We start from the raw sequence: 21092 nt of genomic DNA, 5'->3' as shown, positions 1-21092 counted from the left end.
GTGGCAGCCCCCCGGCGAGCGCCTCTCGACGCCGCCTCGGCGCGCGGATGTCGGATCCACGGGCACGGGCCGCCGACCGTACGCTCGCCGGTCTGGCGTCCCCCCAGGGTTGCCACCGACGACCGCGGACTGGTCGGGTATGGCCCTCCGTGGGCCTCATCCAACGTTTCACGTTACGGTCGAGGCCGCAAATCGGATCGTCGATTTGCCACCCGACCTGCCCTTCGTTATCACGCGCGGCGCATGCGCGCGCGTCAGAGATGTGGCGGGCGCAGCGCCGTCGACGTCATTCTTGACGCCGGGCGGCCTCTGTGGTTAGTTACTTAAGTGAGTAAGCACAGAACCCGGGAGACGGTGTGATCGACGACGGCCGAGCACTCTTCATCCAGATCGCCGAAAGCGTCGAGGACTCGATCGTGGACGGCAGTCTGGCGGAGGACAGCCGCGCCCCGTCGACGAACGAACTCGCCGCGTTCTACCGCATCAATCCCGCCACCGCCGCGAAAGGGATCGCCATGCTCGTCGACAAGGGAGTGCTCGTGAAGCGCCGCGGGATCGGCATGTTCGTCGCCCCGGGAGCTCGCGACCAGCTGCGCGGCGAACGCCGGGCGGCCTTCGCCGACCGCTACATCGAACCGCTCATCGCCGAGGCGCGCACGCTCGGCCTGAGCCCCGACGACCTCGCCCGCCTCGTCCGAGAACGGGCCACCCGCATCCGCACCGAAGGGAACGACCGATGACCGCCATCGAGGTGACAGACCTCACCAAGCGCTACCGAGACACGCTCGCCCTCGATCACGTGAGCCTGAGTCTCGCCGAGAACACCATCTACGGACTGCTCGGCCGCAACGGCGCGGGCAAGACCACCCTCATGTCGATTCTCACCGCGCAGAACTTCGCCACCTCGGGCGAGGTCCGGGTCTTCGGCGAGGACCCCTACGAGAACGCCGGCGTGCTCGGTCGGATCTGCTTCGTCCGTGAGAGCCAGCGCTACCCCGACGACGCCACGCCCCGCCACGCATTCGCCATCGCTCGGCTGTTCTTCCCGAACTGGGACCAGCCGCTCGCCGATCGCCTCATCGCCGAGTTCCAGCTTCCGATGAAGAAGACCATCAAGAAGCTCTCCCGCGGCCAGCTGTCGGCGGTCGGTGTCATCATCGGCATCGCCTCACGGGCCGACATCACCTTCTTCGACGAGCCCTACCTCGGACTCGACGCCACCGCCCGGCAGATCTTCTACGACCGACTCGTCGAGGACTACGCCGAGCACCCGCGCACGATCGTGCTGTCGAGCCACCTCATCGACGAGGTCGCCAACCTCATCGAACGCGTCATCCTCATCGACGGCGGCTCGATCCTGCTCGACGAGGAGACGGATGCCGTCCGCGACCGCGCCGCCACGATCGTCGGAGACGCGGCCGCCGTCGACGCTTTCGTCGCGGACCGCGAAGTCCTCCACCGGGACAGCCTCGGTCGGGTCACGAGCGTCACGGTGCTCGGCGCGCTCACCGAGGCCGATCACGCCGTCCTCCGCGACGCCGGTCTCGACGTCACGCCCGTGTCGCTGCAGCAGCTGGTCGTCCGTCTCACGCAGCAGGCCGCCAGCCGGCGCGCCGCAGCATCCCCCGCCTCCGAAGGAGCACTCCGATGAACCGCACGCTCAACGTCGCGAGGATGCAGCTGGTCAACCGCCAGACGTTCGTCTGGGTCCCGCTCCTCATCCTCGTCGGCGCGTACCTCATCACCCTCGCGCTGTTCGTGGTCCTGCGCGCGACCGTCGTCGACGGCGACGGGCCCATGATCGCCGGCAGCGCTCAGGCGCCGCTGTGGTACTTCGCGGTGATCGGCGCGCAGGCCCTGACGCTGACCTTCCCGTTCTCACAGGCGATGAGCGTGACGCGCCGCGAGTTCTACCTCGGCACCCTGCTCGTCGCGGCCGGGGCATCGGCGGTCATGGCCGTCCTCTTCGTGATCGGCGGACTTCTCGAGTCGGCGACGAACGGCTGGGGGATGAACGGCTACGTCTTCCGCATCGACTGGCTGTGGGTGGACGGTCCGCTGCTGGCGGGGATCCTCTACTTCGGACTCGCGATGCTGTTCTTCGTGATCGGCTTCGTCGGCGCGACGATCTACAAGCGCGCCGGCACACTCGTCCTCACGATCGTCGTTCTGGCCCTCGGCGCGCTCCTCATCGCGGCGGTGTGGGTCATCGGGACACTCGACGCGTGGGAGGCGGTGTTCCGCGCGATCGCCGACGGAGGACCGGTCGGCCTCGCCGTGGCCGTGCTCGTCAGCGTCGTCGTGCTCGCCGGGGTCTCGTTCCCGGTGCTGCGGCGCGCGACGCCCTGACGGTTCGGCCCGGGCGGCTCAGTCCTCGAGGCGGGCGAGGCGCATCGTCGCCGTCGCACTGTGAGCGGCCATGCCCTCCGAGTCGGAGATCACCTGCACCGCGTGGGCGAGGTCGGGCGTCGCCGACCGGGTGATCCGCTGATAGGTGAGCGGCTTGAGGAAGCGCGAGACCGACAGACCGGCGCTGTGCTTGGCTCCGCCGGCCGTCGGGAGCACGTGGTTCGTTCCGGCCATCCCCTTGTCGGAGTAGGCGACCGTGCTCCACGCCCCGAGGAAGATCGACCCGTAGTTGCGCAGACGGTCGTGGTACCACGCGTCGTCCGCGGTGATGATCTCGAGGTGCTCGGGAGCAAGGTCGTCCATCAGGGCCGCGGCGGTCTCGCGATCGTCTGCGACAGTCACGGTTCCGTAGTCGCGCCACGCCGGGCCGGCGATCGGCTCGGTCGACAGCCCGGCGAGCTGACGCTCGACGGCCGCGACCACGGCAGCGCCGTGCTCGGCCGACGTCGTCACGAGGGCGGCGGGCGAGTTCGGTCCGTGCTCGGCCTGGCCGAGCAGATCGGCCGCGACGATCTCGGGGTCGGCGGTCTCGTCCGAGATTACGGCCACCTCGGAGGGCCCCGCGAGCAGGTCGATGGCGACGGTGCCGAAGAGCTGCCGCTTGGCCTCGGCGACGTAGGCGTTCCCGGCGCCGACGAGCATGTCCACGGGCAGGTCGCCCAGGAGACCGAAGGCCATCGCGGCGAGGGCCTGGACACCACCGAGCACGAAGACGCGGTCCACGCCGGAAAGATGCGCGGCGTACACCACGGCGTCGTTGGCGCCGCCGCCCGGCTGCGGGGGCGTGCAGGCGATGACGGTCGGAACCCCCGCGGCCTTCGCGACCCCGACGGTCATGAAAGCGCTCGCGGTGAGCGGGAAGCGACCCGCCGGCAGGTAGGCGCCGACGCGCGACACCGGGATGTAGCGCGCCCCGGTGACGAGGCCGGGCACGAGCTCGGTCTCGACGTCCTTCAGGTGGGCGCGCTGCTCGGCGGCGAAGGCCTGCGTGCGCTGCGAGCCGAGCTCGATCGCCGCCCGCAGGTCGGCCGGCAGCCGCTCTCCGCTCGTGGCGATCTGCTGCGGGGTCAGCTCGATGTCGCCCCCGGTGTAGCGGTCGAGCGAACGAGCGTAATCGAGCACCGCGTCGATGCCGCGCGCCTGGATGTCCGAGAGCATCGCCGACACCGTCTCGATGACGGCCGGGTCGCGCTGAGCGGCGGGCGCATCGACGAGCGGGGTCTTGAGGTGTCGGAAGGAACCGTCGAGGCGCTCGAGAAGCGCGGGCGTGAATCGCATAGGGGAACGCTAGGCGCGCTGCCAACACCCCCACAAGACCGATACCTCCGATGGTTGCCACAGGTTTTACCATTGGATCGTGACCCTCGCCCAATTGACGGCGTTCCTCGCGGCACTCGAGCACGGCTCGTTCACGGCCGCGGCGCGCGAGCTCCGAACGACCCAGGCTTCGGTGTCCGAGCTCGTGGCGCGCCTCGAACGCGAGCTCGGCGCCCGCCTGTTCAGCCGGGGAAGCCGGCGCCTGACGCCGACGGACGCGGCACTCGCGCTGCGGGAGCACGCCGAGCAGGCCGTCTCGGCCATCGACAACGGCATCGAGACGATCCGCGCGCTCCACTCGCTCGAGGGGGGCACATGCACGTTCGGGGTCCTGCGCAACGCCGCCTACTACGACCTCTCCGACCTCGTGCAGCGCTTCCACGAGCGATACCCGGGCGTGCGGGTGCGCCTCGTCGGCATCAACTCGGCGCTCGTGGCGCAGTCGATCGCCGCCGGCGAGATCGAGGCCGGGCTCGTCGTCCTGCCCGTCGACGACGCCGGTCTGCGCATCCGGCCCCTGTTCCGGGACGAGGTGCTCTACGCGTCGGCGCGAACGGAGGCGCCGACCGCACCCGTGTCGATCGGCGAAGTCTCCGAGGCGAAACTCGTGCTCTACGACGCCTACGCCGGCCGGGTGGATCCGACCCGGCGCCAGCTGCTCGAGCGGGCGCGGCTCGACGGGCGGACGATCGAGCCCGCGATCGAGGTCGAGAACGTCGAGACCGCGCTGGGTCTGGTGGCGACCGGGGTGGCCGACACGATCGTCTCGCGGACGATCGTGGAGTCGAGCGGCTTCCCCGCCGGCATCCGCGTCGTGCCGTTCGCCGACCCGCTCTACGACACGATCGCCCTCGCCCATCGTGAGGGCGCCTATCTGTCGCCGGCGGCGCGACGCATGGCCGAGCTCGCCGAGCGGATGCTGCGAGAGAGACTCCACCAGCATCCGGGGCGCTCCGCCCTCTGACGAGGCCTCAGCGGTAGAGCTCGGGGCGCCGATCGCCGAACAGATCGTTGTACGGCGGCAGGGCCTTGTCGTCCGGATGCCGCAGCGTCAGCGTCTCGACGACGATGCCGTCGCCGGCCACGACGCCGGCAGCGGCGATCCATCCGTCGTCGTCGACGATCGCGGTGCCCCCGGTCCATTCGACCCCGCGCTCCTCGCCGTGGCGGTCGGCGATGACGGTGGCCAGGCGCGACGAACGTGCGGCCGCCATGGCCTGGATCGTCTCGGGCGGACGCTCGCCGGTCGGACGCGGCACTCGCGGCCAGTTCACCGGCAGCGCGAGGATCTCGGCCCCGGCCAGGGCCAGACGGCGCGGCACCTCGGGGAACTCGTTGTCGTAGCAGAGCGCGACCCCGAGCCGCCCGATCGGGGTGGCGACGACGGCGCCCGCAGCGTCGCCTCGAGCGAAGAAGCGGGCCTCCTCGCCCCATAGGTGCGCCTTGCGGTACCCGCCGATGATCCCGGTCCGCGTCAGAACCGCGGCGGAGGTGAACAGTCGGTCGCCGCCGTCCTCAGCGAACCCGACGACGGCCACGACTCCCTCGGGCAGCACCGTCGAAAGATCGGACCACCGCGGGTCGTCGGCGGTCAGCGCGGCGGCCCGCGCCTCGCCGCGGTCCCGGAAGACGTATCCGCTCGTCGCGAGCTCGGGAAGCACGATGAGCTGCGCGCCCGCGTCGACGGCCTCGGTCAGCGCGCTGCGCGATGCCGCGAGGTTCGCCGCGACCTCACCCACCCGAATGGGCGGGGAGGCCGCGGCGACCCGGAGCTCGCGCGAGACGATCAGTCGTCCTCCGTCGCGGTGACCATGACGCCGACAGGAGCGAGATAGCCGTTCGGGTCGATCATCCAGTCCGCGTCGCGGGCGGCATCGACGACCTCGGGCGCCCAGTCCAGGTAGACGCGGTCGTCGCCGGAGTTGACCACGAGCAGCTCGCCGGCACCGGCCTCGCCCGCGTCGATGCATCGGAAGGACCGCCAGGCACCCGCGGGCACCGAGAACGAGTCGGACGGACCGAGCTCGACCGTGGTCGCCGAATCGCCGTTGAGGGTGACCGCCCACCGGCCGGTCTTCACGAGCAGCGCCTGATTGCGGTCATGGCGATGGCGGAGCAGCCCCTCGTCCTCGGCTGCGCGCACCCAGGCCATGTTGAACGAGTGCGGCTCGTGGATGCGCGGCACCTGACGCCGGTCCTCGGTCATGCCGTATCCGATCGCGAGGCTCAGCTCCGCGTGTCCGCCGGGCAGGCTCGCGCACAGCAGCGCGTTCGCACTGTAGACGCGGTCGGCGGGCTGGATGACGCGCTGACGCATCTCGTCGACGGAGAACGAGGTCAGCTCGTCGATGTACTTCTGCTGGATCGGCTTGATGAGCGCGACGTCCTGGGGCAGCTCGTCGCCCGCGACCGTGTCGATCAGCTGGTTGTCGGCGGTCAGATACAGGCCGTACGATTCGGCCTCCTTCAGGACGGAGGGCCCCCAGATGATCCCGCCGGTCACGTCCCGACCGAGGACCGTCCAGAGGATGCCGTCGTCGGGGCCCTCGTTGGTGAACCCGCGGAAGATCCAGGTCGGGATCGAGATGATGTCGCCGTCGGTGCTGACGTACTCGCCCTGCTTGCCGTCGATACCCCACCGCAGCCGGAACTCGCCGCCCAGGTTGACGAAGACCTCCGCTGTGAAGTGCAGGTGCAGATTGTTGGAGATGCCCCGCGGCATCCCGGCGGCACCGGTGTTGAAACCGTGCTCCTCGGTCAGGTTGATGACCTGGCCGGCGTTCTGCGAGACGCCTCCGCCGATGAACGCGTAGTTCTCCTTGCGGTCCGAACCCGGTGTGCGGCAGTCGATGAAGGCGGCGTTGTGGGGCGCCCAGTCGCTCTTGCGAATCGTCCGGCGGTCGATCTCGGCCGCCTCGACGATGGTGTCGTGGCTCAGATGATCCGTGCTCATGATGATGTTCTTCCCTCCGATGGTCAGTAGATGTTGCCGAGGTGGACGGGCTCGTCGCCACGCATTCCCGCGATCTGGGCGCGCAGGGCGATGTCGTCCCACAGCCGCACTTCCTTCACGAGCGCTCCCTGATGGAACGTGAACTGCGAAATGCCGAGCACGTCCACCGGCTTACCGGTGAGCGGCCCGTAGTTCGCGACGCCCGCGTAGTCTCCGACGAAGCGCCACGTGACGGCGACACGCAGACCCGCGTACCGCACGTCGTAGTTCGCCTGGATGTCGCGGATCTCGAACTGCCCTGCGGGGAACGACTCGAGGAAGCGCAGCAGTGCGCGCCGGTACCCTTCGGGCCGGATGACCAGCCGGTTGCCCACGGTGAGGAGAACGAGGTCGCGGTGGAAGAACTTCTCCACCTTCTGCAGGTCGCGATCGTTCCAGACCGTCTGGATGAGTTCGATGACGCGCTCCACCTCGGGACGATGGTCGTCCGGGCGCGGACCGGAGTCGCCGACCGTGATCGGATCGACCGGTGCGGGAGCCGTCCACGTACCGGTGTATCCCCGGAACGCCTGCATACGAGCCAGCTCGTCGAGGTCGACGGCGCGGACGAGAGCGCCGGCGAGCGTGTCGCGGACGACCCACTCCTCGACCATCCGCCCTCGTCGGTAGAGACAGTTCGCGATCGTCCGGCTGTACTCCGACGTCTGCAGGTGCCCCGACAGCACGAGGTGCGAGCTCAGGAAGGCGTCGTCCCCACGCGCCTCCCAGATGACGTCCTCGGCCTGACCGGTGCGGTCGGGTGTCGCCGAGATGCGCATGAGGGTGCCCTGGATCACCTCATCGCGTGTCGTCGAGGTGCCGTACGCACCGTGCACGATCGAGTCGGGCTCGTAGTTCTCGCGAATGAAGCTGATCGACCGGTCCACCCAGATCAGATCGGTCACCTCGCGGATGAAGTCGTCGGGGTCGGCGTACGGCGAGTAGGCGACCGGGTCGAGAGGCACGCATTGCTCCTTGGGGGTTCGGCGCCGGTTCGGCGCGGGGCTGACGCTCGCAGTGTATGCGTATGCACAACTGGCCCGCAAGAGCGAGGTCCGCCTCGGGCGCCGTCAGTGCGAGCGCGGGGCAGCCAGCGTCCGGCGCTCCACGAAGGTCGTGCCGAACTCGACGTGCGCGTATTCGTTCGGCGCGTCCTCGATGCGCTCGACCATGAGCCGACCCGCCTCGCGCGCCATGTGGGCGTAGTCGTACGCGATGGTCGACAGCTGGATGATCGGCCAGGACGCCGGAGGGAGATCGTCGAAGCCGATGATCGAGACGTCCTCGGGCACACCGATGCCTGCGCGGCCGGACGCGTTGAGGGCGCCGTACGCGACGACGTCATTGCCGCAGAAGATCAGCGTCGGCGGCTCGGCCAGCCCGAGGAGGGAGGCCGTGGCATCGTCGCCGGTCCGGGTGTCGAACGGGCCGCGGCGCACGCGGCTCGGATCCAGGCCGACCCCGCGTGCAGTCAGCGCGGCGCGCAGGGCGAGCTCTCGCGACTGACCCGTACTGGTGTTCTCCGGGCCGAAGACCGCTCCGATCCGCTCGTGCCCAAGCTCCATTGCCCGGTCCACAGCCGCCTGGAACCCCGCCGCGGGCGCCACGACGGTGGCGTCCGCATCGACGTAGGCGGCGGTTCGGTTGAAGTAGACGAACGGCAGGCCGCGATCGCGCAGCCGGACCGGGACGACCGAGTCGACCGTCGTCGTGGCGAGGATCACGCCGTCGAGGCCATTGGCGATGAGCCGCTCGGCGACCGATTCGTCGGTCGTCTCGGTGTGCAGGACGAGCTGGTATCCGCGGGCCTCGAGCTCTCGGTGGAGCGGCGCGATGATGTGCGAGTAGAACTGGTTCCCGAGGTCGGTCACGAGCAGCCCGATGCGCCGCGTGCGTCCCGACGAGAGGGCACGTCCGGCTTCGCTGGGCACATACCCGAGCAGCGCAGCCGCCTCGCGGACGCGCCGCTTCGTCTCGTCCGAGACGCGGGGGTCGTCCCGCAGCGCTCGCGAGACGGTGGGCTGCGAGACGCCGGCGAGTCGAGCGACATCTCTGCTGGTGACGGCCATGGACCCCCCTGCAGGCTCGGCGCTACGGCTCGAAGTCTAGCGGAGACTTGACGTTCAATGCATACGCAGTCATAGTTGCCAGCATACGTATGCATGGAAGGATGCACTGATGCCCCTCTACCTGAAGACGGCGCCGACCAAATCGTTCACCGACACGGCGCAGAGCGACGTGGCCGCGCGGGTGGGGACGATCATCGACGACATCCGCAGCAACGGCGACGAGGCGGTCCAGCGGTACGCATCGCAGTTCGATCGCTGGGACGAGCCGTTCCGCCTCGACGACGAGCGCGTGGCCGAGATCATGGCGACCCTCGAGCCGCAGGTCATCGACGACATCCGGTTCGTCCAGGATCAGGTGCGCGCCTTCGCTCAGGCTCAGCGCGAGACCCTCACCGACATCGAGGTCGAAACGCTCCCGGGTGTGCGACTCGGGCAGAAGCACGTGCCCGTTCGGGCGGCCGGAGCCTATATACCGGGCGGCAAGTACCCGCTCACCGCGTCGGCCCACATGACCATCATCACGGCCAAGGTGGCGGGCGTCCCCCGCGTGGTCGCGTGCACTCCGCCCATCCGCGGCGAGATCCCCGCGGCGACGGTCGCCGCGATGAAACTCGCGGGTGCCGACGAGATCTACATCCTCGGCGGAGTGCAGGCGGTGACGGCCATGGCGGTGGGCACCGAGACCATCGCTCCGGTCAATCTCATCGCCGGGCCGGGCAACGCCTACGTCGCCGAGGCGAAGCGACAGCTCTTCGGCGAGGTCGGCATCGACCTCTTCGCCGGACCGACCGAGATCCTCATCGTCGCCGACGACGACGCCGACCCCTTCCTCACCGCCGTCGATCTGCTCTCCCAGGCCGAGCACGGCCCGGAATCGCCCGCCGTCCTCATCACCACCTCGCGCGATCTCGGCGAGCGCGTGATGGCGCTCATCGACGAGCTGCTGCCGGGTATGTCGACGCGTGACTACGCCGAGCCCGCCTGGCGGGATTGGGGGCAGGTGATCGTCGTCGACGACATCGACGAGGCCTACGCCCTCGCCGATTCCTTCGCTTTCGAGCACGTCCAGGTCTTCACCTCGGAACCACGTGCGGCCCTCGAGAAGATGCACGACTACGGCGCCCTCTTCCTGGGGGAGAACACATGCGTGTCGTACGGGGACAAGGTGATCGGAACGAATCACGTGCTTCCCACCCTCGGTGCCGCTCGGTACACCGGCGGACTCTGGGTCGGCAAGTACCTCCGCACCGTCACCTACCAGGAGATCAGCGACCCCGCCTCCTCGGCGCTCCTGGGAGACGTGTGCGGTCGTGCGGCACGCGTCGAGCTGTTCGAGGGCCATGCCCGTTCCGGCGACGCGCGGGCCTGGCGCCACGGCGGCCGCAGCTTCCGGTGGATCGAGGACGCTCAGGCAGCGGGCGCGCGATGACGGATCTGACGGGGAGGACGGCGCTCGTCACAGGCGGGGGCAGCGGCCTCGGCGCGGCGATCGCTCGCGCGCTGCACAGGGCCGGAGCCGACGTCGTCGTCGTGGGGCGCGACCGGGGGCGGCTCAGCTCCGTCGCCGACGGGCTCGGGGGACGAACGCGCGCGCTCGTCTGCGACGTCTCGGACGCGGCATCCGTCGATCGGCTCCGCGACGAGCTCGCGGGCACCGACGTCTCGATCCTCGTCAACAACGCCGGCATCGCCGGACCGGTCGCCGCGCTCACCGACATCGACGTCTCGGCGTGGGACGAGGTCTTCGCCGTCAACGTCCGCGGCACTTTCCTGATGTGCCGCGCCCTCCTGCCCGCCATGGTCGCCCGCGGTTCGGGCGACGTCATCAACATCGCGTCGGTGTCGGGCAAGCGGCCTCTGGCCCACCGCACGCCCTACACGGCGTCGAAGCTGGCCGTGATCGGTCTCACCGCCACGCTCGCCTTCGAGGTCGGTCCGGCGGGCGTGACCGTGAACAGCCTCTCGCCCGGACCCGTCGCCGGAGAGCGGATGACCCGCAATCTCCGGCTCGAGGCGGAACGCTCCGGCAGCTCGGTGCAGGATGCCGAGGCGGCCTTCGTCTCCCGATCGGCGCTCGGTCGCATGGTGACCGAGGCGGAGGTGGGCGCCGCTGTCGTGGCCATGCTGCGCATGCCCGGCATGTGCGGCGCCGATGTCGATCTTTCGGCCGGGATGGTCGCCTGATGTCGCTGCGCTCTCGCGCGCGGGCCGGCGAGCACCTCGTCGGAGCCCTGCTGCGCATGCCGGGCGAAGAGCTCGTGGAGATGATCGCCGTCGCCGGCTTCGACTTCGTCCTCATCGACTGCGAGCACGGACCCGCCGATGTCCTCGCGCTGCGCCAGCACATCGCCGTCGCCGCCGCTCACGCGGTTCCGGTGGTGGTCCGGGTGGGCGAAGGCGACCACGGGATGCTTCTCCGCGCCCTCGACCAGGGCGCGGAGGGCATCCTGGCGCCGCACCTCGACGACGCGGCGGCGACGGCAGCGGTTGTGGCGGCCTCGCACTATCCGCCCGTGGGCACGCGCGGCTTCGCGACCTACAGCCGCGCCGGCCGGTTCGGTGAAACGGATGCCGCGGCGCACCGCGCCTGGTACCTCGAGAACACCCTCGTGCTCGGGATGATCGAGTCCCCGGTGGGAGTGGCCGCCGCAGCGGCCATCGTCGGCACGCCGGGACTGGACGGGGTGATGATCGGCCCGTCCGATCTTGCGGCGACCTCGACGCCGGACGACCTCCCCCTGCACGTCGCCAGCGCGCGGGTGAATGCGGCGGTCGCGGCCGCGGGCAAGCTCCGCATGGACATCGTCGGGACGCCCGAGGCGGCGGCCGCCGCCTTCGCGGACGGCGCGCAGCTGGTGGTCTACAACCTCGCCCACTCGCTCATGGCGCATCTTCGCCTGCTGCGCTCGGCGCGCGACTGACGACGCCCCGCCACTCGGCGACGGCCGCCCCGAACGCATCCGGCCGCTCGAGCGGCATCAGATGGCCGGCGTCGACCGATCGCAGCTGCGATCCGGGGATGGCCGCGACGATCTCGTCGTGGAACGCCGGGGGGCAGAGCGCGTCCCGCTCGCCCGACAGCACCAGCGTCGGAAGCCGCAGACCTGCCAGCGCGGGTCGGAGATCGGTTCGGGTCAGCTGCATCCGCAGTTGCGCCTCGAGCGTCGCCGGCGCAGTCTGGGCGCCCATCGCCCGCGCGCGCTCCGCGAGGCCGGGATGCGTCCGCCGCGCCGCGGGCGAGATCAGCACGTCGAGGATGTCGCCCTGCAGATCCTCGGGGGACGCGCCCTCGTCGAGCCGCTGGATCCACGATCGCCACGACACCCGCTGCGACTCGGTGGGTGCCTTCGCGTTCGTCGACGCGAGGCAGAGCCCGGCGACGCGCGAGGGCGCGCGCACGGCGAGGGTCATCGCGACGATCGCTCCCAGCGACAGCCCGGCGAGGACGAACCGCGGAGGGAGCACCGCGAGCAGAGCGTCGACCTGATCGTCGACACCGGCGCGGTCCAGGTGGGGGGTGACCGCGTCGTCCAGCCCGCACCCGAGCCACAGGTCGGCCGTGCAGTTCATCCCCGCGAGCAGCACGAGGGGCGTCACGTCACCCCTTGACCGCCCCGTCGCTCAGTCCCGCGACGAGGTACTTCTGCGCGATGAACGCGATCACGATCACCGGGATCGTCAGCAGCATCGACGCCGCACCTGCCTGCTGGAGCATCGGCAGCGTCTGGCCGAGCTGCGTCGCGATGAACACCGGCACGGTCTTGGACGACGAGTCGGTGAGCACCAGGGCGGTCAGGTACTCCTGGAAGGCGAAGAGGAAGACGAAGATGCCCGCGGTCAGGATGCCCGGACCCATGAGCGGGATCATGACGCGCCGCAGCATGCCGATGCGGGTGCAGCCGTCGATCATCGCCGCCTCGTCGAGCTCGCGAGGGATCTCGGCGAAGAAGTTCCGCAGCAGCCAGATGGTGAAGGGCTGGTTGATCGCGACGAGCGCGATGGCGAGTGCGACCGTCGTGTCGTAGATGCCGAGGGCTCGGCTGATGTCGTACATCGGCAGCACAACGGCGAACCGCGGCAGCGCGCGGAAGATCAGCGCGAGCACGAGGAGGATCGCCGACACGTAGCTTGGGAACCGCGAGAGGGCGTACGCAGCCGGGATGCCGATGATGAGGGCGACCACGGTCGAGACCACCGCCACCACCACGGTGTTGACGAGGTAGTCGGCGAAGTAGGTCGTCTGCCAGAGGTCGACGAAGGCCTGCACCGTCGGCTGGTAGTCCCAGAGCACCGGCGGGTTGGCGAACGCGACGTTCGTCGGCTTGGTGACCGACAGCGTCATCCAGATGAACGGGCTGAGCATCACGACGCAGAGGATGCCGAGCAGCAGGCCGGTGATCACCGGACGCCGACCGCGGTGGCGGCGACGACGGCCGGTGCCTTCGATATCGGCCGTGGTGATCGCGCGGGTGGAGAGGTCGCCGCTGGTGAGCGTCATCGTTCTGCCTTCGCTTCCGTGAAGATGCCGCGGATGAACGGGATGAGCATCACCAGGATGAGGATGATGGTCAGCACGTTGATGGCACTGCCGAGTCCGAGGTTCTGAGCGCCGTCGGCGAACGCGACGGAGTAGACGTAGAGCATGATCGACTCGTTGCCGATCGCCTGTGCCTGCGGCGAGAGCGGGATCAGATTGTCGAACATGCGCAGCACGTCCATGATCGAGATGAGGGTGACGAAGCCCAGCACCCCGCGAAGGGTCGGGATGATGACGTTCAGGTGCGTCTGGACCGCGTTGGCGCCGTCGATCTTCGCAGCCTCGCGCAGCTCGACGGGAACGCCCTGCAGCCCCGCGAGGATGATCAGCATGGCGAACGGCAGCATGTGCCAGACGGTGTTCGAGATGACGAGCACGGCATTCGGCACCTGATCGGTGAACCACAGCACCTGCGAGCCGCCGAGCAGCCCGATGAAGCGGTTGACGACGCCGCCGAAGTTGTCGTCGAACAGCCACGAATAGGCGACGGCCCCGACCAGGTTCGGCAGGACGTACGACACGAGCATGATGCCGAGCACCAGCGGGCGCGAGGTGGTCAGCCGGTTCACCCCGGTCGCGATGAGGTATCCGAGGACGAGCAGGATCGTCGTGGTGATGACCGTCACGACGACGGTGAACAGCGCAGCGCGACCGAAGCGCTCGTCCGTCAAGGCGTCGAGGAAGTTCTCGAGACCGACGAACGTGCCGGGCGTCCCGTAGCGGACGCTTTCGAAGCTCCACTGGATCGTCCGGATGAGCGGGACGACCAGCAGCGCCGCCATGATCACGAAGCTCGGAGCGAACAGCAGCCAGAACTCGCGTGCCTTCATGAAGTGCTCCCCTCGACCGGCCGCGGCCTGAACCCGGAGATCCAGGCCGCGGTCATCGATGTGTCGGTGACGTGGGCGGGTGGGGCTCAGCCGACGAAGGCTTCGCCGGCCGCCTGCATCTGGGTCATGCCGTCCTCGACCGAGAGGTTCCCGGAGAGCACCTGCACGAGGATGGGACGGATCTCGTTCGTCAGATCCGCGAGGATCGGCGAGACGACCGGCGGCATCGCCGCGGCGATCGAGTCGTTCGCCGCCTCGCCGTAGGGCGAGTTGTCCGCCGTGACCATGCCCTCGCGTGCCGGGTAGGCCGCGGGCACCGATGCCTTCGACGCGTCCTCGCTGACGGCCGAGGCCATCATGACGAAGAGCATGTCGTGGTCGAGCTGCGTGTTGAACGGAATCGACCAGCCGTCGATCGACAGGCGGTTGTACGCGTACGGTGCATCGGCGTCGAGCTTGGGCGGGGCGGCGAACGCGAACGAGTCGGCGAGATTGCTGTTCGTGTCGAGGGTCAGATCGTTCATGCGGCCCGAGAACATGATCGACATCGCCGCGGTGCCGTTGTACATCTGCTGCTGCACCTTCGGCTGATCGAAGGTCGTGACCTGCGGATCCATGTACGGGACCAGTGCCAGCATGCCCTCGAGCGCCTGCTGCGCCTCGGGTGTGTCGAGCGTCACATCCCCCGCCTCGTCGACGAAGTCGGCTCCGAGGGAGTTCATCGCGGCCTGAAAGCTCGTCGTGACGTCGGCCGTGGCGAGCCACGGCAGGGCGATGGGGTACTGCATCGTGCCGGCCGCCCGGATGGCCTCGGCCGCGGCGACGACGTCGTCGAACGTGGTCGGGACGTCGAGTCCGAGGTCTTCGAAGACGTCCGCCCGGTAGGCCATGACGAACATCTGGGCCTGCATGGGCAGCGCGTAGAGCTTTCCGTCGTACGACATGCCGGTGCGCATCGACTCGCTGATCTCGTTCAGCCCGTACTCATCGGCGTACTTGTCGAAGAGGTCGTCGAGCGGAACGAGCTTCTCGTCGGTGGCGAGGCCCGGGATGACGAAGCCGTACGTCTCCACGATGTCGTACGTTCCGGTATCGCCGGCCAGGGTCGCGGTGGTCTTGGTCACCTGCCCGCCGAAGTCGATCGGGTCGTGCTTGACCGTGACGTCGTCCTTCGAGCAGCTCGACACCATGGTGTCGGTGAAGGGGTCGATCGCGGAGGAGTTGTAGGCGAGCACGTTGACCGTGGTCGCGGAATCGGGTGCGGAGTAGTCGCAGGTGACCTCGGTGGCATTCGCATTCCCCGTGCGGCTCCCCGCGCCGCATCCGGTGAGGGCGAGTGCACCCACGGCCGCCGCGGCGACGAGGGCGAAAGCGCGCTTCTTAGTGGATGACATGGCCACACCGTATACGTATGCATAGCGCTTAGGGAAGCCTTAGTCGGAACCTCTGTCGGTAACGATCACATTTCGTGAATACGTATGAGCATTCGGGAAGTTCCAGGTGCGGGCCCCGCGGTGCGTCCTGGGCTCAGGGCTTGTCGGCCTGGGCGGCCGCCGTGTGGTGGCGGATGACCTCGGCGACGACGAACCCGAACCACTTCTGCGCGAACTCGGGGTCGAGGTCGGCCTCTTCGGCGAGGCTCCGGAGCCGCGCGATCTGCCGCTCCTCGCGACCGGGATCGGATGCCGGCATCCCGTGCTCGGCTTTGAGCTCGCCGACCTGCTTCGTGCAGCGGAAGCGCTCGGCGAGCATGAAGACGAGGGCGGCGTCGATGTTGTCGATGCTGGCGCGCAGGCGCTGCAGCTCGGTCGTGGCGTCGGTCATGGCGGCTCCTCCCCCGCCGACCCTACCGGCTCGGCCGGCACACCCGTTCGACGGCCTCGCGCGCCAGGCCGGGCCGGGCGGGGACGGTGTCGAGGGCGCGGTGGATCGTGAGCCCCTCCACCAGGGCGTCGAGCAGCCGTGCGGTGAGGGGGTCGAAGTGCCGCTCGAGCGCGGCGCGGCTGCGGGCCATCCACGCCGCCGTCAGTGCACGGTACGACTCCTCGCGCGCGGCCAGCGTGTAGAGCTCGTGGGTGAGCACGAGGGCGCGACGACTGCCGAAGATGTCCTCGTCGATGTGGGCGACGACGGCGTCGACGGCCTCGGCGCGGGTCGAGACGCCTGCCAGGCGGTCATCGATGGTTCGACTGACCTCCTCGGCGAAGCGCGAGAAGGCAGCTCGCAGCAGGTCGTCCATGCCCGCGAAGTGGTAGGTCATCGATCCGAGCGGGACGTCGGCCGCGGCCGCGATGCGGCGATGGGATGCCCCCGCCACGCCGCCGGTCGCGATGACCTCGAGGGCGGCGTCGACGATGCGCCCCCGCCGATCGGGATCGGTGCGACGGGCACGGCGAGCCTCGGACGGGTGGGGTGACATGAGCGGGTCAGAGCTCTCGGATGACACGGGCCGGGCTTCCGACGGCGACGACGTTGGCCGGAAGATCGCGCGTGACGACGGCCCCGGCTCCGACCACGGTGTTCTCGCCGATCGTGACGCCGGGGCACACGATGACCCCACCGCCCAGCCACACGTTGTCGCCGAGGGTGATGGGCTCCGCTGCCTCGAGCTTGTCGCGGCGCTGCTGCGGGTCGAGCGGATGGGTCGGCGTGAGCAGCTGCACGTTCGGACCGATCTGGCAGTCCTCGCCTATCGTGATCCGTGCGACGTCCAGCGCCGTGAGGTGGGCGTTGATGAAGGTGCGTGCGCCGATGTGGATGTTCTCGCCGTAGTCGACGAAGAACGGCGGCTTGATCTCCACGTCGTCACCGAGGGTCCCGAGCAGCTCCTTGAGGTGTGCCGGCGCCGTCTCGGGCGCCTCGACGACGGCTCGGGCGTAGGCGGCGCTGAGCTCGACGGCCCGGCGGGCGACGCGCGCGCTCTCGGGATCGTCGGCGATGTAGAGCTCGCCGGCCAGCATCCGCTCTCGGTTCGTGCGCGGGTCGTCGGCGAAGTAGTTCGCAGTCATACTGACAGCCTACCGACTATGCGTACACTCGTACACATGCGATCGACTTCTCCGGCGCCGCCGCCCGCCGCTCGACGCGCCCGGATGGCGGTGAGCGCGCTGTTCCTCACCAATGGCGCCCTGTTCGCGAACATCCTGCCGCGCTATCCCGAGATCAAGGACGCCCTCGGACTCGACAACGCCGCTTACGGCCTCACGATCATCGCGTTCCCGGCCGGGGCGATCGCCGCCGGGTTGGGCGCGGGCTTCGTCATCCGGCGCCTAGGTTCGGCGCCGGCCGCCGTCGCGGGCACGATCCTGACCGCGATCGGCATCCTCGCCGCGGGCCTCTCGCCCACGCCGCTCGTCTTCGCCGGCGCTCTGCTGCTGGGCGGAGCGATGGACGCCATCACGGATGTCGCCCAGAACGCGCACGGCCTGCGCGTGTAGCGCGAGTACGGCCGCTCGATCCTCAACTCGTTCCACGCCATTTGGTCGATCGGAGCGGTGACCGGGGGCGCGATGGCCGCGGCCGCCATCGCGCTGCGGCTGCCCCTCGGCATCCATCTGACGATCTCGGCGGCGATCTTCGCGCTCGTCGCGCTCGTGGCGCTGCGCTTCGCTCTGCCGGGGCGCGATCCCGAGAACGTGTCGGCCGGCCCGGAGGGTCCGGCGGGCGGTCCCGACGGCGAAGCTCGGCGCCGACGGGTCGCGCCGCGCACGATGGTCATGCTGGCGGCGCTCGTCGTCATCGCCATCGCCGGCACGACCGTCGAGGACGCCGGATTCTCGTGGTCGGCGCTCTACCTCGGCAGCGACCTCGGTGCCGCGGCGCCGCTGGCCGCCGCGGGGCTCATCGCGCTCGTGGGCGCCCAGTTCGTCGGACGCATCGTGGGCGACCCGCTCGTCGACCGGTTCGGTCAGCGCGTGGTCGCGCGGGCCGGCGGCGTGATCGTCGCGGCCGGAATGGGTGTCGCACTGCTCCTCCCGACGGTGCCGGGCACGATCGCCGGGTTCGCGGCCGCCGGATTCGGCGTTGCGACCCTGGTACCCGCGGCGATGGCCGGCGCCGACGCGCTGCCCGGCCTCCGGCACGGCACCGGACTCACACTCGTGTCGTGGCTGATGCGCCTGGGCTTCCTGGCATCGCCTCCGATCGTCGGAGCCGTATCGGAGCGCATCGGGCTCGGCGGCGCGCTGTGGGTCATCCCCCTGGCGGGGCTCGCCGTCATAGCACTCGCCTCGGTGCTGAGCACGCGCCCCCAGCCGCGCGCAGCCGCCACCTAGAGTGTGACCATGATGACGCCGCGCCCCCACGCGAACCCCGACACCGGCGCCGCGGCGTCGCCGTCCTCCACTCGCGACCGGCCGACGTGGGGCGCGCTGTCGCGTCCCTTCGCGGCCGGCTTCTTCCTGACCCTCGGCGCCCTCACCGCAATACTCCTGGGTCTCGCCCTGTCGAGCCTGTCGACCGTGCTCATCTACGTCTCGATCGCGCTCTTCGTCGCTCTCGCGCTCGATCCGGTCGTCCGCTTCCTGATGCGGCGCGGGATCAGCCGCGCCTGGGGCATCGTCATCACGTTCGTCGCGTTGGCGGTGATCATCGCCGGGATGCTGTGGATCGTCCTGCCCCCGGTCGTCAAGCAGATCGAGCAGTTCGTCGGCGACGTGCCGACGATCGTGAACGACGCCCTGCAGAGCGACACCGTCCTGTGGCTGGAGAACACCTTCGGCGACAGCCTGAGCGACGTGCTCAACGAGGTGCAGAGCTTCGTCACCAATCCGGCGAACATCGCGGCCATCGGCGGCGGCCTGCTGCAGGTGGGCGTCAGCGTCGTGACGGCGATCTCGGGCGCGATCATCGTGCTCGTGCTGAGCCTCTACTTCCTCGCGTCGCTGCCGCGCATGAAGAACGCCCTCGTGCGCATCTCGCCCGCGCGCTCGCGCAGCACCGTCGCGGACATGACGCGGCAGATCACCGAGTCGATCGGCGGATACCTCTCGGGCATGGTCGTGCTGGCCCTCATGAACGCCGTCTTCGCGTTCATCGTGCTGACGATTCTGGGCGTCCCGTTCGCGGCGCTCCTCGCCGTGCTCGCGTTCGCGATCACGCTGATCCCCCTGGTGGGAACGGTGCTGTTCTGGGTCGGCGCGTCTGTCGTGACCCTGCTGACCAACCCGACGGCGCCCCTGCAGGCGATCATCTTCGCAGTCGTCTACCTCGTGTACATGCAGGTCGAGGCATATCTGCTCACGCCGCGCGTGATGAACCGCACCGTCTCGGTGCCCGGCTCCCTCGTCGTCATCGGGGCGCTGGTCGGCGGCACGCTGCTCGGCCTCCTCGGCGCACTCGTCGCGATCCCCGTGACGGCGTCGATCCTGCTGATCATCAACCAGATCGTCATCCCCCGCCAGGACGCGAAGAAGCAGCGGCAGGCGTAGCGCGCTTCCTGCCGACGCTGCTCGCAGCGCTCGCTCGAGCCCTCTCCCTCTCGAGGGGTGCGACTCGCGTCAGAACGGAGATGGCGTGTCGGGCGGTGGCCGTTCGGCGACGAACTCGGGAGTGAAGCACACCGATGGCACCGGGAGGTCTTCCCGGTAGACCCGGCCTGTCGGGGAAGTCCACTGAATCACCCCGCCGCCGAGTTGGAGGACGAGCCAGTCGGTGAACTGCTTCATCGAATGATGCCTCTGGCACAGGTTGCACAGGTTCGACTCACACGTCGGACCACCGAGGGCGTGATCGATCGAATGATCCAGTTCGCACCGGATCGCGGGCAGGTGGCACCCGGGCCACCGGCAATGCCGATCCCGCGCCTGAAGCATCCTCCGCAGTGCCGCGGGTGGCCGGTACTGATCAACATGGGTCACCGTCTTGGTCGTCGCGTCGAGGTGGACCCGGTCCCAGAGGGTGGCGTCCCCGGCCAGCGTCCGAGCCTCGTCGGCGTCGATCAGGCCGGCGCCGACGAGTTCGGCGGCGCGGTCGTCCTTCCCGGAGAGGGTGTCGGCGGTCACGACCAGCTGTACGCGTGCGCGGATCGCGCCGAGCGAGGTCTTCCCATCGACACCATGGGTGGGGTCCACCGCCGGGCCCCCGGTCAAGCCGAGATCGCACAGGACGTCCGCTCGGACCTGCTGGCGGGTGCGCGTATCGGGCTCGTGCTCCTCGCCCGCCGCGCGAGCATCCACGGCCGCTTCCCTTGCGGCGTCGATCGTCGACACCGCCATCTGGTTGAGCCGATCGTCGATCGCCACGAGCAGGGTGGTCGCACCCCGCAGGGTGAGCTCCGACATCCCGTCACCGAGATCCCGCAGGTACACACCCCGATCGGCCACCGCCGCCTTGTGGCGCTCCGCGAAGGTCCGTGCGGTGAAATGCTGCACCAACGACTCCAGAGCGCCGTAAACCCGGGCCGGCACGTCCCGCTCCGCGACGGCGATAGCGGCTTCCTGCCACTCGTCGTGGTTCTCCTCCGGGATGTTCCGGCCGAGCTTCACGACATCGTCGACATGCTTGGCCGTGAGCCGGCCGGCCTCCCACGCGGCGAGCACGAGCGGGTTCCCATCGACGATCTCCAACGCCCGCCCGATCTCGTTCTGCACCCGCCGATCACCGCACCGCGCAATCGCCGCGAACTCCGCCGCCACCGCCCGCAGCTGCATATCCGTCTCACGACCCAACAGACCGTTCCGACGCGACATCGACAGTGCCTCACGGCCGAGCACGGCGAGCTTGCGCAGATGCGCGATCTCCGCGGCATCCCGAGCCCGCAACACGTCCACAGCACCGTCGAGCTCCGCGCGAATGCGCGCCCACGACTCCTCGTCGCTCGCTGATCGGTTCGTCCCCATGTCTTAAATTATGCCATCGGGCACCGACATGAGTATAGAACATAGATACTATCCGTGGAGAAGTCGTATGCACTCGAACCTGTGGAGGACGCGTCGCGT

Annotated in this window: 23 protein-coding genes; 10 read left to right on the top strand and 13 right to left on the bottom strand. The window is 69.4% G+C overall.

Annotation, left to right across the window (positions count from 1 at the left end; translation table 11 throughout):
* The first annotated feature begins 356 nt into the window (after positions 1-356).
* The 3 genes from F6B42_RS02280 to F6B42_RS02270 are packed head-to-tail and all read left to right on the top strand — an operon-like array spanning position 357 to position 2349.
* A complete protein-coding gene (locus F6B42_RS02280; protein WP_150417964.1) occupies positions 357-740 on the top strand; it encodes a GntR family transcriptional regulator in 384 nt (127 codons plus the stop codon).
* On the top strand, positions 737-1651 hold the full coding sequence (locus F6B42_RS02275) for an ABC transporter ATP-binding protein (protein WP_150417963.1): 915 nt from the start codon (positions 737-739) through the stop codon (positions 1649-1651). The genes F6B42_RS02280 and F6B42_RS02275 overlap by 4 nt, the downstream gene beginning before the upstream one ends.
* A complete protein-coding gene (locus F6B42_RS02270; protein ID WP_150417962.1) occupies positions 1648-2349 on the top strand; it encodes a hypothetical protein in 702 nt (233 codons plus the stop codon). Before F6B42_RS02275 ends, F6B42_RS02270 begins: the two co-directional genes overlap by 4 nt.
* An 18-nt stretch (positions 2350-2367) precedes the next feature.
* Here F6B42_RS02270 and hisD (F6B42_RS02265) read toward each other — a convergent pair whose 3' ends face one another.
* Positions 2368-3687 carry a histidinol dehydrogenase gene (gene hisD / locus F6B42_RS02265; protein ID WP_150417961.1) on the bottom strand — a complete coding sequence of 440 codons (1320 nt, stop codon included), beginning with the start codon at positions 3685-3687 and terminating at the stop codon, positions 2368-2370.
* A gap of 79 nt (positions 3688-3766) precedes the next feature.
* On the opposite strand from hisD (F6B42_RS02265), the gene F6B42_RS02260 reads away from it, so the two are divergent.
* Positions 3767-4690, top strand: a complete 924-nt coding sequence (locus tag F6B42_RS02260) for a LysR family transcriptional regulator (protein ID WP_223878294.1) — start codon at positions 3767-3769, stop codon at positions 4688-4690.
* A gap of 7 nt (positions 4691-4697) precedes the next feature.
* Here F6B42_RS02260 and F6B42_RS02255 read toward each other — a convergent pair whose 3' ends face one another.
* The 4 genes from F6B42_RS02255 to F6B42_RS02240 all read right to left on the bottom strand — a co-directional run bounded on the left by F6B42_RS02255 (position 4698) and on the right by F6B42_RS02240 (position 8787).
* A complete protein-coding gene (locus F6B42_RS02255) occupies positions 4698-5513 on the bottom strand; it encodes a nitrilase-related carbon-nitrogen hydrolase (protein WP_150418632.1) in 816 nt (271 codons plus the stop codon).
* Positions 5513-6679: a cupin domain-containing protein gene (locus F6B42_RS02250; protein WP_150417959.1), complete on the bottom strand. Its 1167-nt coding sequence runs from the start codon at positions 6677-6679 to the stop codon at positions 5513-5515. Before F6B42_RS02250 ends, F6B42_RS02255 begins: the two co-directional genes overlap by 1 nt.
* 23 nt (positions 6680-6702) lie before the next feature.
* Positions 6703-7683, bottom strand: a complete 981-nt coding sequence (locus F6B42_RS02245; RefSeq protein ID WP_150417958.1) for an ester cyclase — start codon at positions 7681-7683, stop codon at positions 6703-6705.
* Positions 7684-7788: 105 nt separating this feature from the next.
* Positions 7789-8787, bottom strand: a complete 999-nt coding sequence (locus F6B42_RS02240) for a LacI family DNA-binding transcriptional regulator (RefSeq protein WP_150417957.1) — start codon at positions 8785-8787, stop codon at positions 7789-7791.
* A 109-nt stretch (positions 8788-8896) separates the two neighbouring features.
* Between F6B42_RS02240 and hisD (F6B42_RS02235) the strand changes: the two genes are divergently transcribed.
* From hisD (F6B42_RS02235) to F6B42_RS02225, 3 genes are read left to right on the top strand one after another with little or no spacing between them, the layout of a single operon-like run.
* Complete coding sequence (gene hisD, locus F6B42_RS02235) at positions 8897-10216, top strand: histidinol dehydrogenase (RefSeq protein WP_150417956.1); 1320 nt, start codon at positions 8897-8899, stop codon at positions 10214-10216.
* Complete coding sequence (locus F6B42_RS02230) at positions 10213-10971, top strand: SDR family NAD(P)-dependent oxidoreductase (protein WP_150417955.1); 759 nt, start codon at positions 10213-10215, stop codon at positions 10969-10971. Before hisD (F6B42_RS02235) ends, F6B42_RS02230 begins: the two co-directional genes overlap by 4 nt.
* Positions 10971-11708 carry an HpcH/HpaI aldolase family protein gene (locus tag F6B42_RS02225; protein WP_150417954.1) on the top strand — a complete coding sequence of 246 codons (738 nt, stop codon included), beginning with the start codon at positions 10971-10973 and terminating at the stop codon, positions 11706-11708. The genes F6B42_RS02230 and F6B42_RS02225 overlap by 1 nt, the downstream gene beginning before the upstream one ends.
* Here F6B42_RS02225 and F6B42_RS02220 read toward each other — a convergent pair.
* The 7 genes from F6B42_RS02220 to F6B42_RS02190 all read right to left on the bottom strand — a co-directional run bounded on the left by F6B42_RS02220 (position 11668) and on the right by F6B42_RS02190 (position 17162).
* Positions 11668-12384: an alpha/beta fold hydrolase gene (locus F6B42_RS02220; protein WP_150417953.1), complete on the bottom strand. Its 717-nt coding sequence runs from the start codon at positions 12382-12384 to the stop codon at positions 11668-11670. The two genes, F6B42_RS02225 and F6B42_RS02220, sit on opposite strands and share 41 nt — an antisense overlap.
* A gap of 1 nt (position 12385) precedes the next feature.
* Positions 12386-13285 (bottom strand): carbohydrate ABC transporter permease, encoded by a 900-nt coding sequence (locus tag F6B42_RS02215; RefSeq protein WP_150417952.1) that lies wholly within the window; start codon positions 13283-13285, stop codon positions 12386-12388.
* Positions 13282-14154: a carbohydrate ABC transporter permease gene (locus F6B42_RS02210; RefSeq protein WP_150417951.1), complete on the bottom strand. Its 873-nt coding sequence runs from the start codon at positions 14152-14154 to the stop codon at positions 13282-13284. The genes F6B42_RS02215 and F6B42_RS02210 overlap by 4 nt, the downstream gene beginning before the upstream one ends.
* Before the next feature lie 86 nt (positions 14155-14240).
* Positions 14241-15344, bottom strand: coding sequence for an ABC transporter substrate-binding protein (locus F6B42_RS02205; RefSeq protein WP_396652450.1), 1104 nt, complete (start codon positions 15342-15344; stop codon positions 14241-14243).
* 337 nt (positions 15345-15681) lie between these two features.
* Entirely contained in the window at positions 15682-15978 is a 297-nt protein-coding gene (locus F6B42_RS02200) for a chorismate mutase (RefSeq protein ID WP_150417949.1), read from the bottom strand.
* A 22-nt stretch (positions 15979-16000) separates the two neighbouring features.
* The gene (locus F6B42_RS02195) at positions 16001-16573 is read right to left on the bottom strand and encodes a TetR/AcrR family transcriptional regulator (RefSeq protein ID WP_150417948.1); all 573 of its coding nucleotides are present in this window, start codon (positions 16571-16573) and stop codon (positions 16001-16003) included.
* Between the two features lie 7 nt (positions 16574-16580).
* Positions 16581-17162, bottom strand: a complete 582-nt coding sequence (locus tag F6B42_RS02190; RefSeq protein ID WP_150417947.1) for a sugar O-acetyltransferase — start codon at positions 17160-17162, stop codon at positions 16581-16583.
* Between the two features lie 36 nt (positions 17163-17198).
* Here F6B42_RS02190 and F6B42_RS15100 point away from each other — a divergent pair, with 36 nt between their 5' ends.
* Genes F6B42_RS15100 through F6B42_RS02180 form a run of 3 tightly spaced genes read left to right on the top strand, consistent with a single transcriptional unit; the run spans position 17199 to position 19583 of the window.
* Entirely contained in the window at positions 17199-17591 is a 393-nt protein-coding gene (locus tag F6B42_RS15100) for an MFS transporter (RefSeq protein ID WP_317983590.1), read from the top strand.
* 57 nt (positions 17592-17648) lie between these two features.
* Positions 17649-18428 (top strand): MFS transporter, encoded by a 780-nt coding sequence (locus tag F6B42_RS15095; protein ID WP_317983589.1) that lies wholly within the window; start codon positions 17649-17651, stop codon positions 18426-18428.
* 9 nt (positions 18429-18437) lie between these two features.
* Positions 18438-19583 carry an AI-2E family transporter gene (locus tag F6B42_RS02180; RefSeq protein ID WP_150417946.1) on the top strand — a complete coding sequence of 382 codons (1146 nt, stop codon included), beginning with the start codon at positions 18438-18440 and terminating at the stop codon, positions 19581-19583.
* A 69-nt stretch (positions 19584-19652) separates the two neighbouring features.
* On the opposite strand, the gene F6B42_RS02175 is transcribed toward F6B42_RS02180, so the two are convergent.
* Positions 19653-20993, bottom strand: a complete 1341-nt coding sequence (locus F6B42_RS02175) for an HNH endonuclease (RefSeq protein ID WP_150417945.1) — start codon at positions 20991-20993, stop codon at positions 19653-19655.
* Positions 20994-21092 lie beyond the last annotated feature (99 nt).

It is taken from the genome of Microbacterium radiodurans (genome assembly GCF_008710705.1).
GTDB lineage: Bacteria > Actinomycetota > Actinomycetes > Actinomycetales > Microbacteriaceae > Microbacterium > Microbacterium radiodurans.
This window is presented reverse-complemented; position numbering and strand designations above follow the sequence as displayed.

Bases quoted from the DNA above. Each gene is read 5' to 3' on its own strand.
- F6B42_RS02205 (WP_396652450.1), bottom strand. From the start codon at position 15,344: ATGGTGTCGAGCTGCTCGAAGGACGACGTCACGGTCAAGCACGACCCG.
- F6B42_RS02210 (WP_150417951.1), bottom strand. From the start codon at position 14,154: ATGAAGGCACGCGAGTTCTGGCTGCTGTTCGCTCCGAGCTTCGTGATC.
- F6B42_RS02250 (WP_150417959.1), bottom strand. From the start codon at position 6,679: ATGAGCACGGATCATCTGAGCCACGACACCATCGTCGAGGCGGCCGAG.
- hisD (WP_150417956.1), top strand. From the start codon at position 8,897: ATGCCCCTCTACCTGAAGACGGCGCCGACCAAATCGTTCACCGACACG.
- F6B42_RS15100 (WP_317983590.1), top strand. From the start codon at position 17,199: ATGCGATCGACTTCTCCGGCGCCGCCGCCCGCCGCTCGACGCGCCCGG.
- F6B42_RS02230 (WP_150417955.1), top strand. From the start codon at position 10,213: ATGACGGATCTGACGGGGAGGACGGCGCTCGTCACAGGCGGGGGCAGC.
- F6B42_RS02180 (WP_150417946.1), top strand. From the start codon at position 18,438: ATGATGACGCCGCGCCCCCACGCGAACCCCGACACCGGCGCCGCGGCG.
- F6B42_RS02200 (WP_150417949.1), bottom strand. From the start codon at position 15,978: ATGACCGACGCCACGACCGAGCTGCAGCGCCTGCGCGCCAGCATCGAC.
- F6B42_RS02225 (WP_150417954.1), top strand. From the start codon at position 10,971: ATGTCGCTGCGCTCTCGCGCGCGGGCCGGCGAGCACCTCGTCGGAGCC.
- F6B42_RS02240 (WP_150417957.1), bottom strand. From the start codon at position 8,787: ATGGCCGTCACCAGCAGAGATGTCGCTCGACTCGCCGGCGTCTCGCAG.
- F6B42_RS02275 (WP_150417963.1), top strand. From the start codon at position 737: ATGACCGCCATCGAGGTGACAGACCTCACCAAGCGCTACCGAGACACG.
- F6B42_RS02175 (WP_150417945.1), bottom strand. From the start codon at position 20,993: ATGGGGACGAACCGATCAGCGAGCGACGAGGAGTCGTGGGCGCGCATT.
- F6B42_RS02195 (WP_150417948.1), bottom strand. From the start codon at position 16,573: ATGTCACCCCACCCGTCCGAGGCTCGCCGTGCCCGTCGCACCGATCCC.
- hisD (WP_150417961.1), bottom strand. From the start codon at position 3,687: ATGCGATTCACGCCCGCGCTTCTCGAGCGCCTCGACGGTTCCTTCCGA.
- F6B42_RS02190 (WP_150417947.1), bottom strand. From the start codon at position 17,162: ATGACTGCGAACTACTTCGCCGACGACCCGCGCACGAACCGAGAGCGG.
- F6B42_RS02270 (WP_150417962.1), top strand. From the start codon at position 1,648: ATGAACCGCACGCTCAACGTCGCGAGGATGCAGCTGGTCAACCGCCAG.
- F6B42_RS02215 (WP_150417952.1), bottom strand. From the start codon at position 13,285: ATGACGCTCACCAGCGGCGACCTCTCCACCCGCGCGATCACCACGGCC.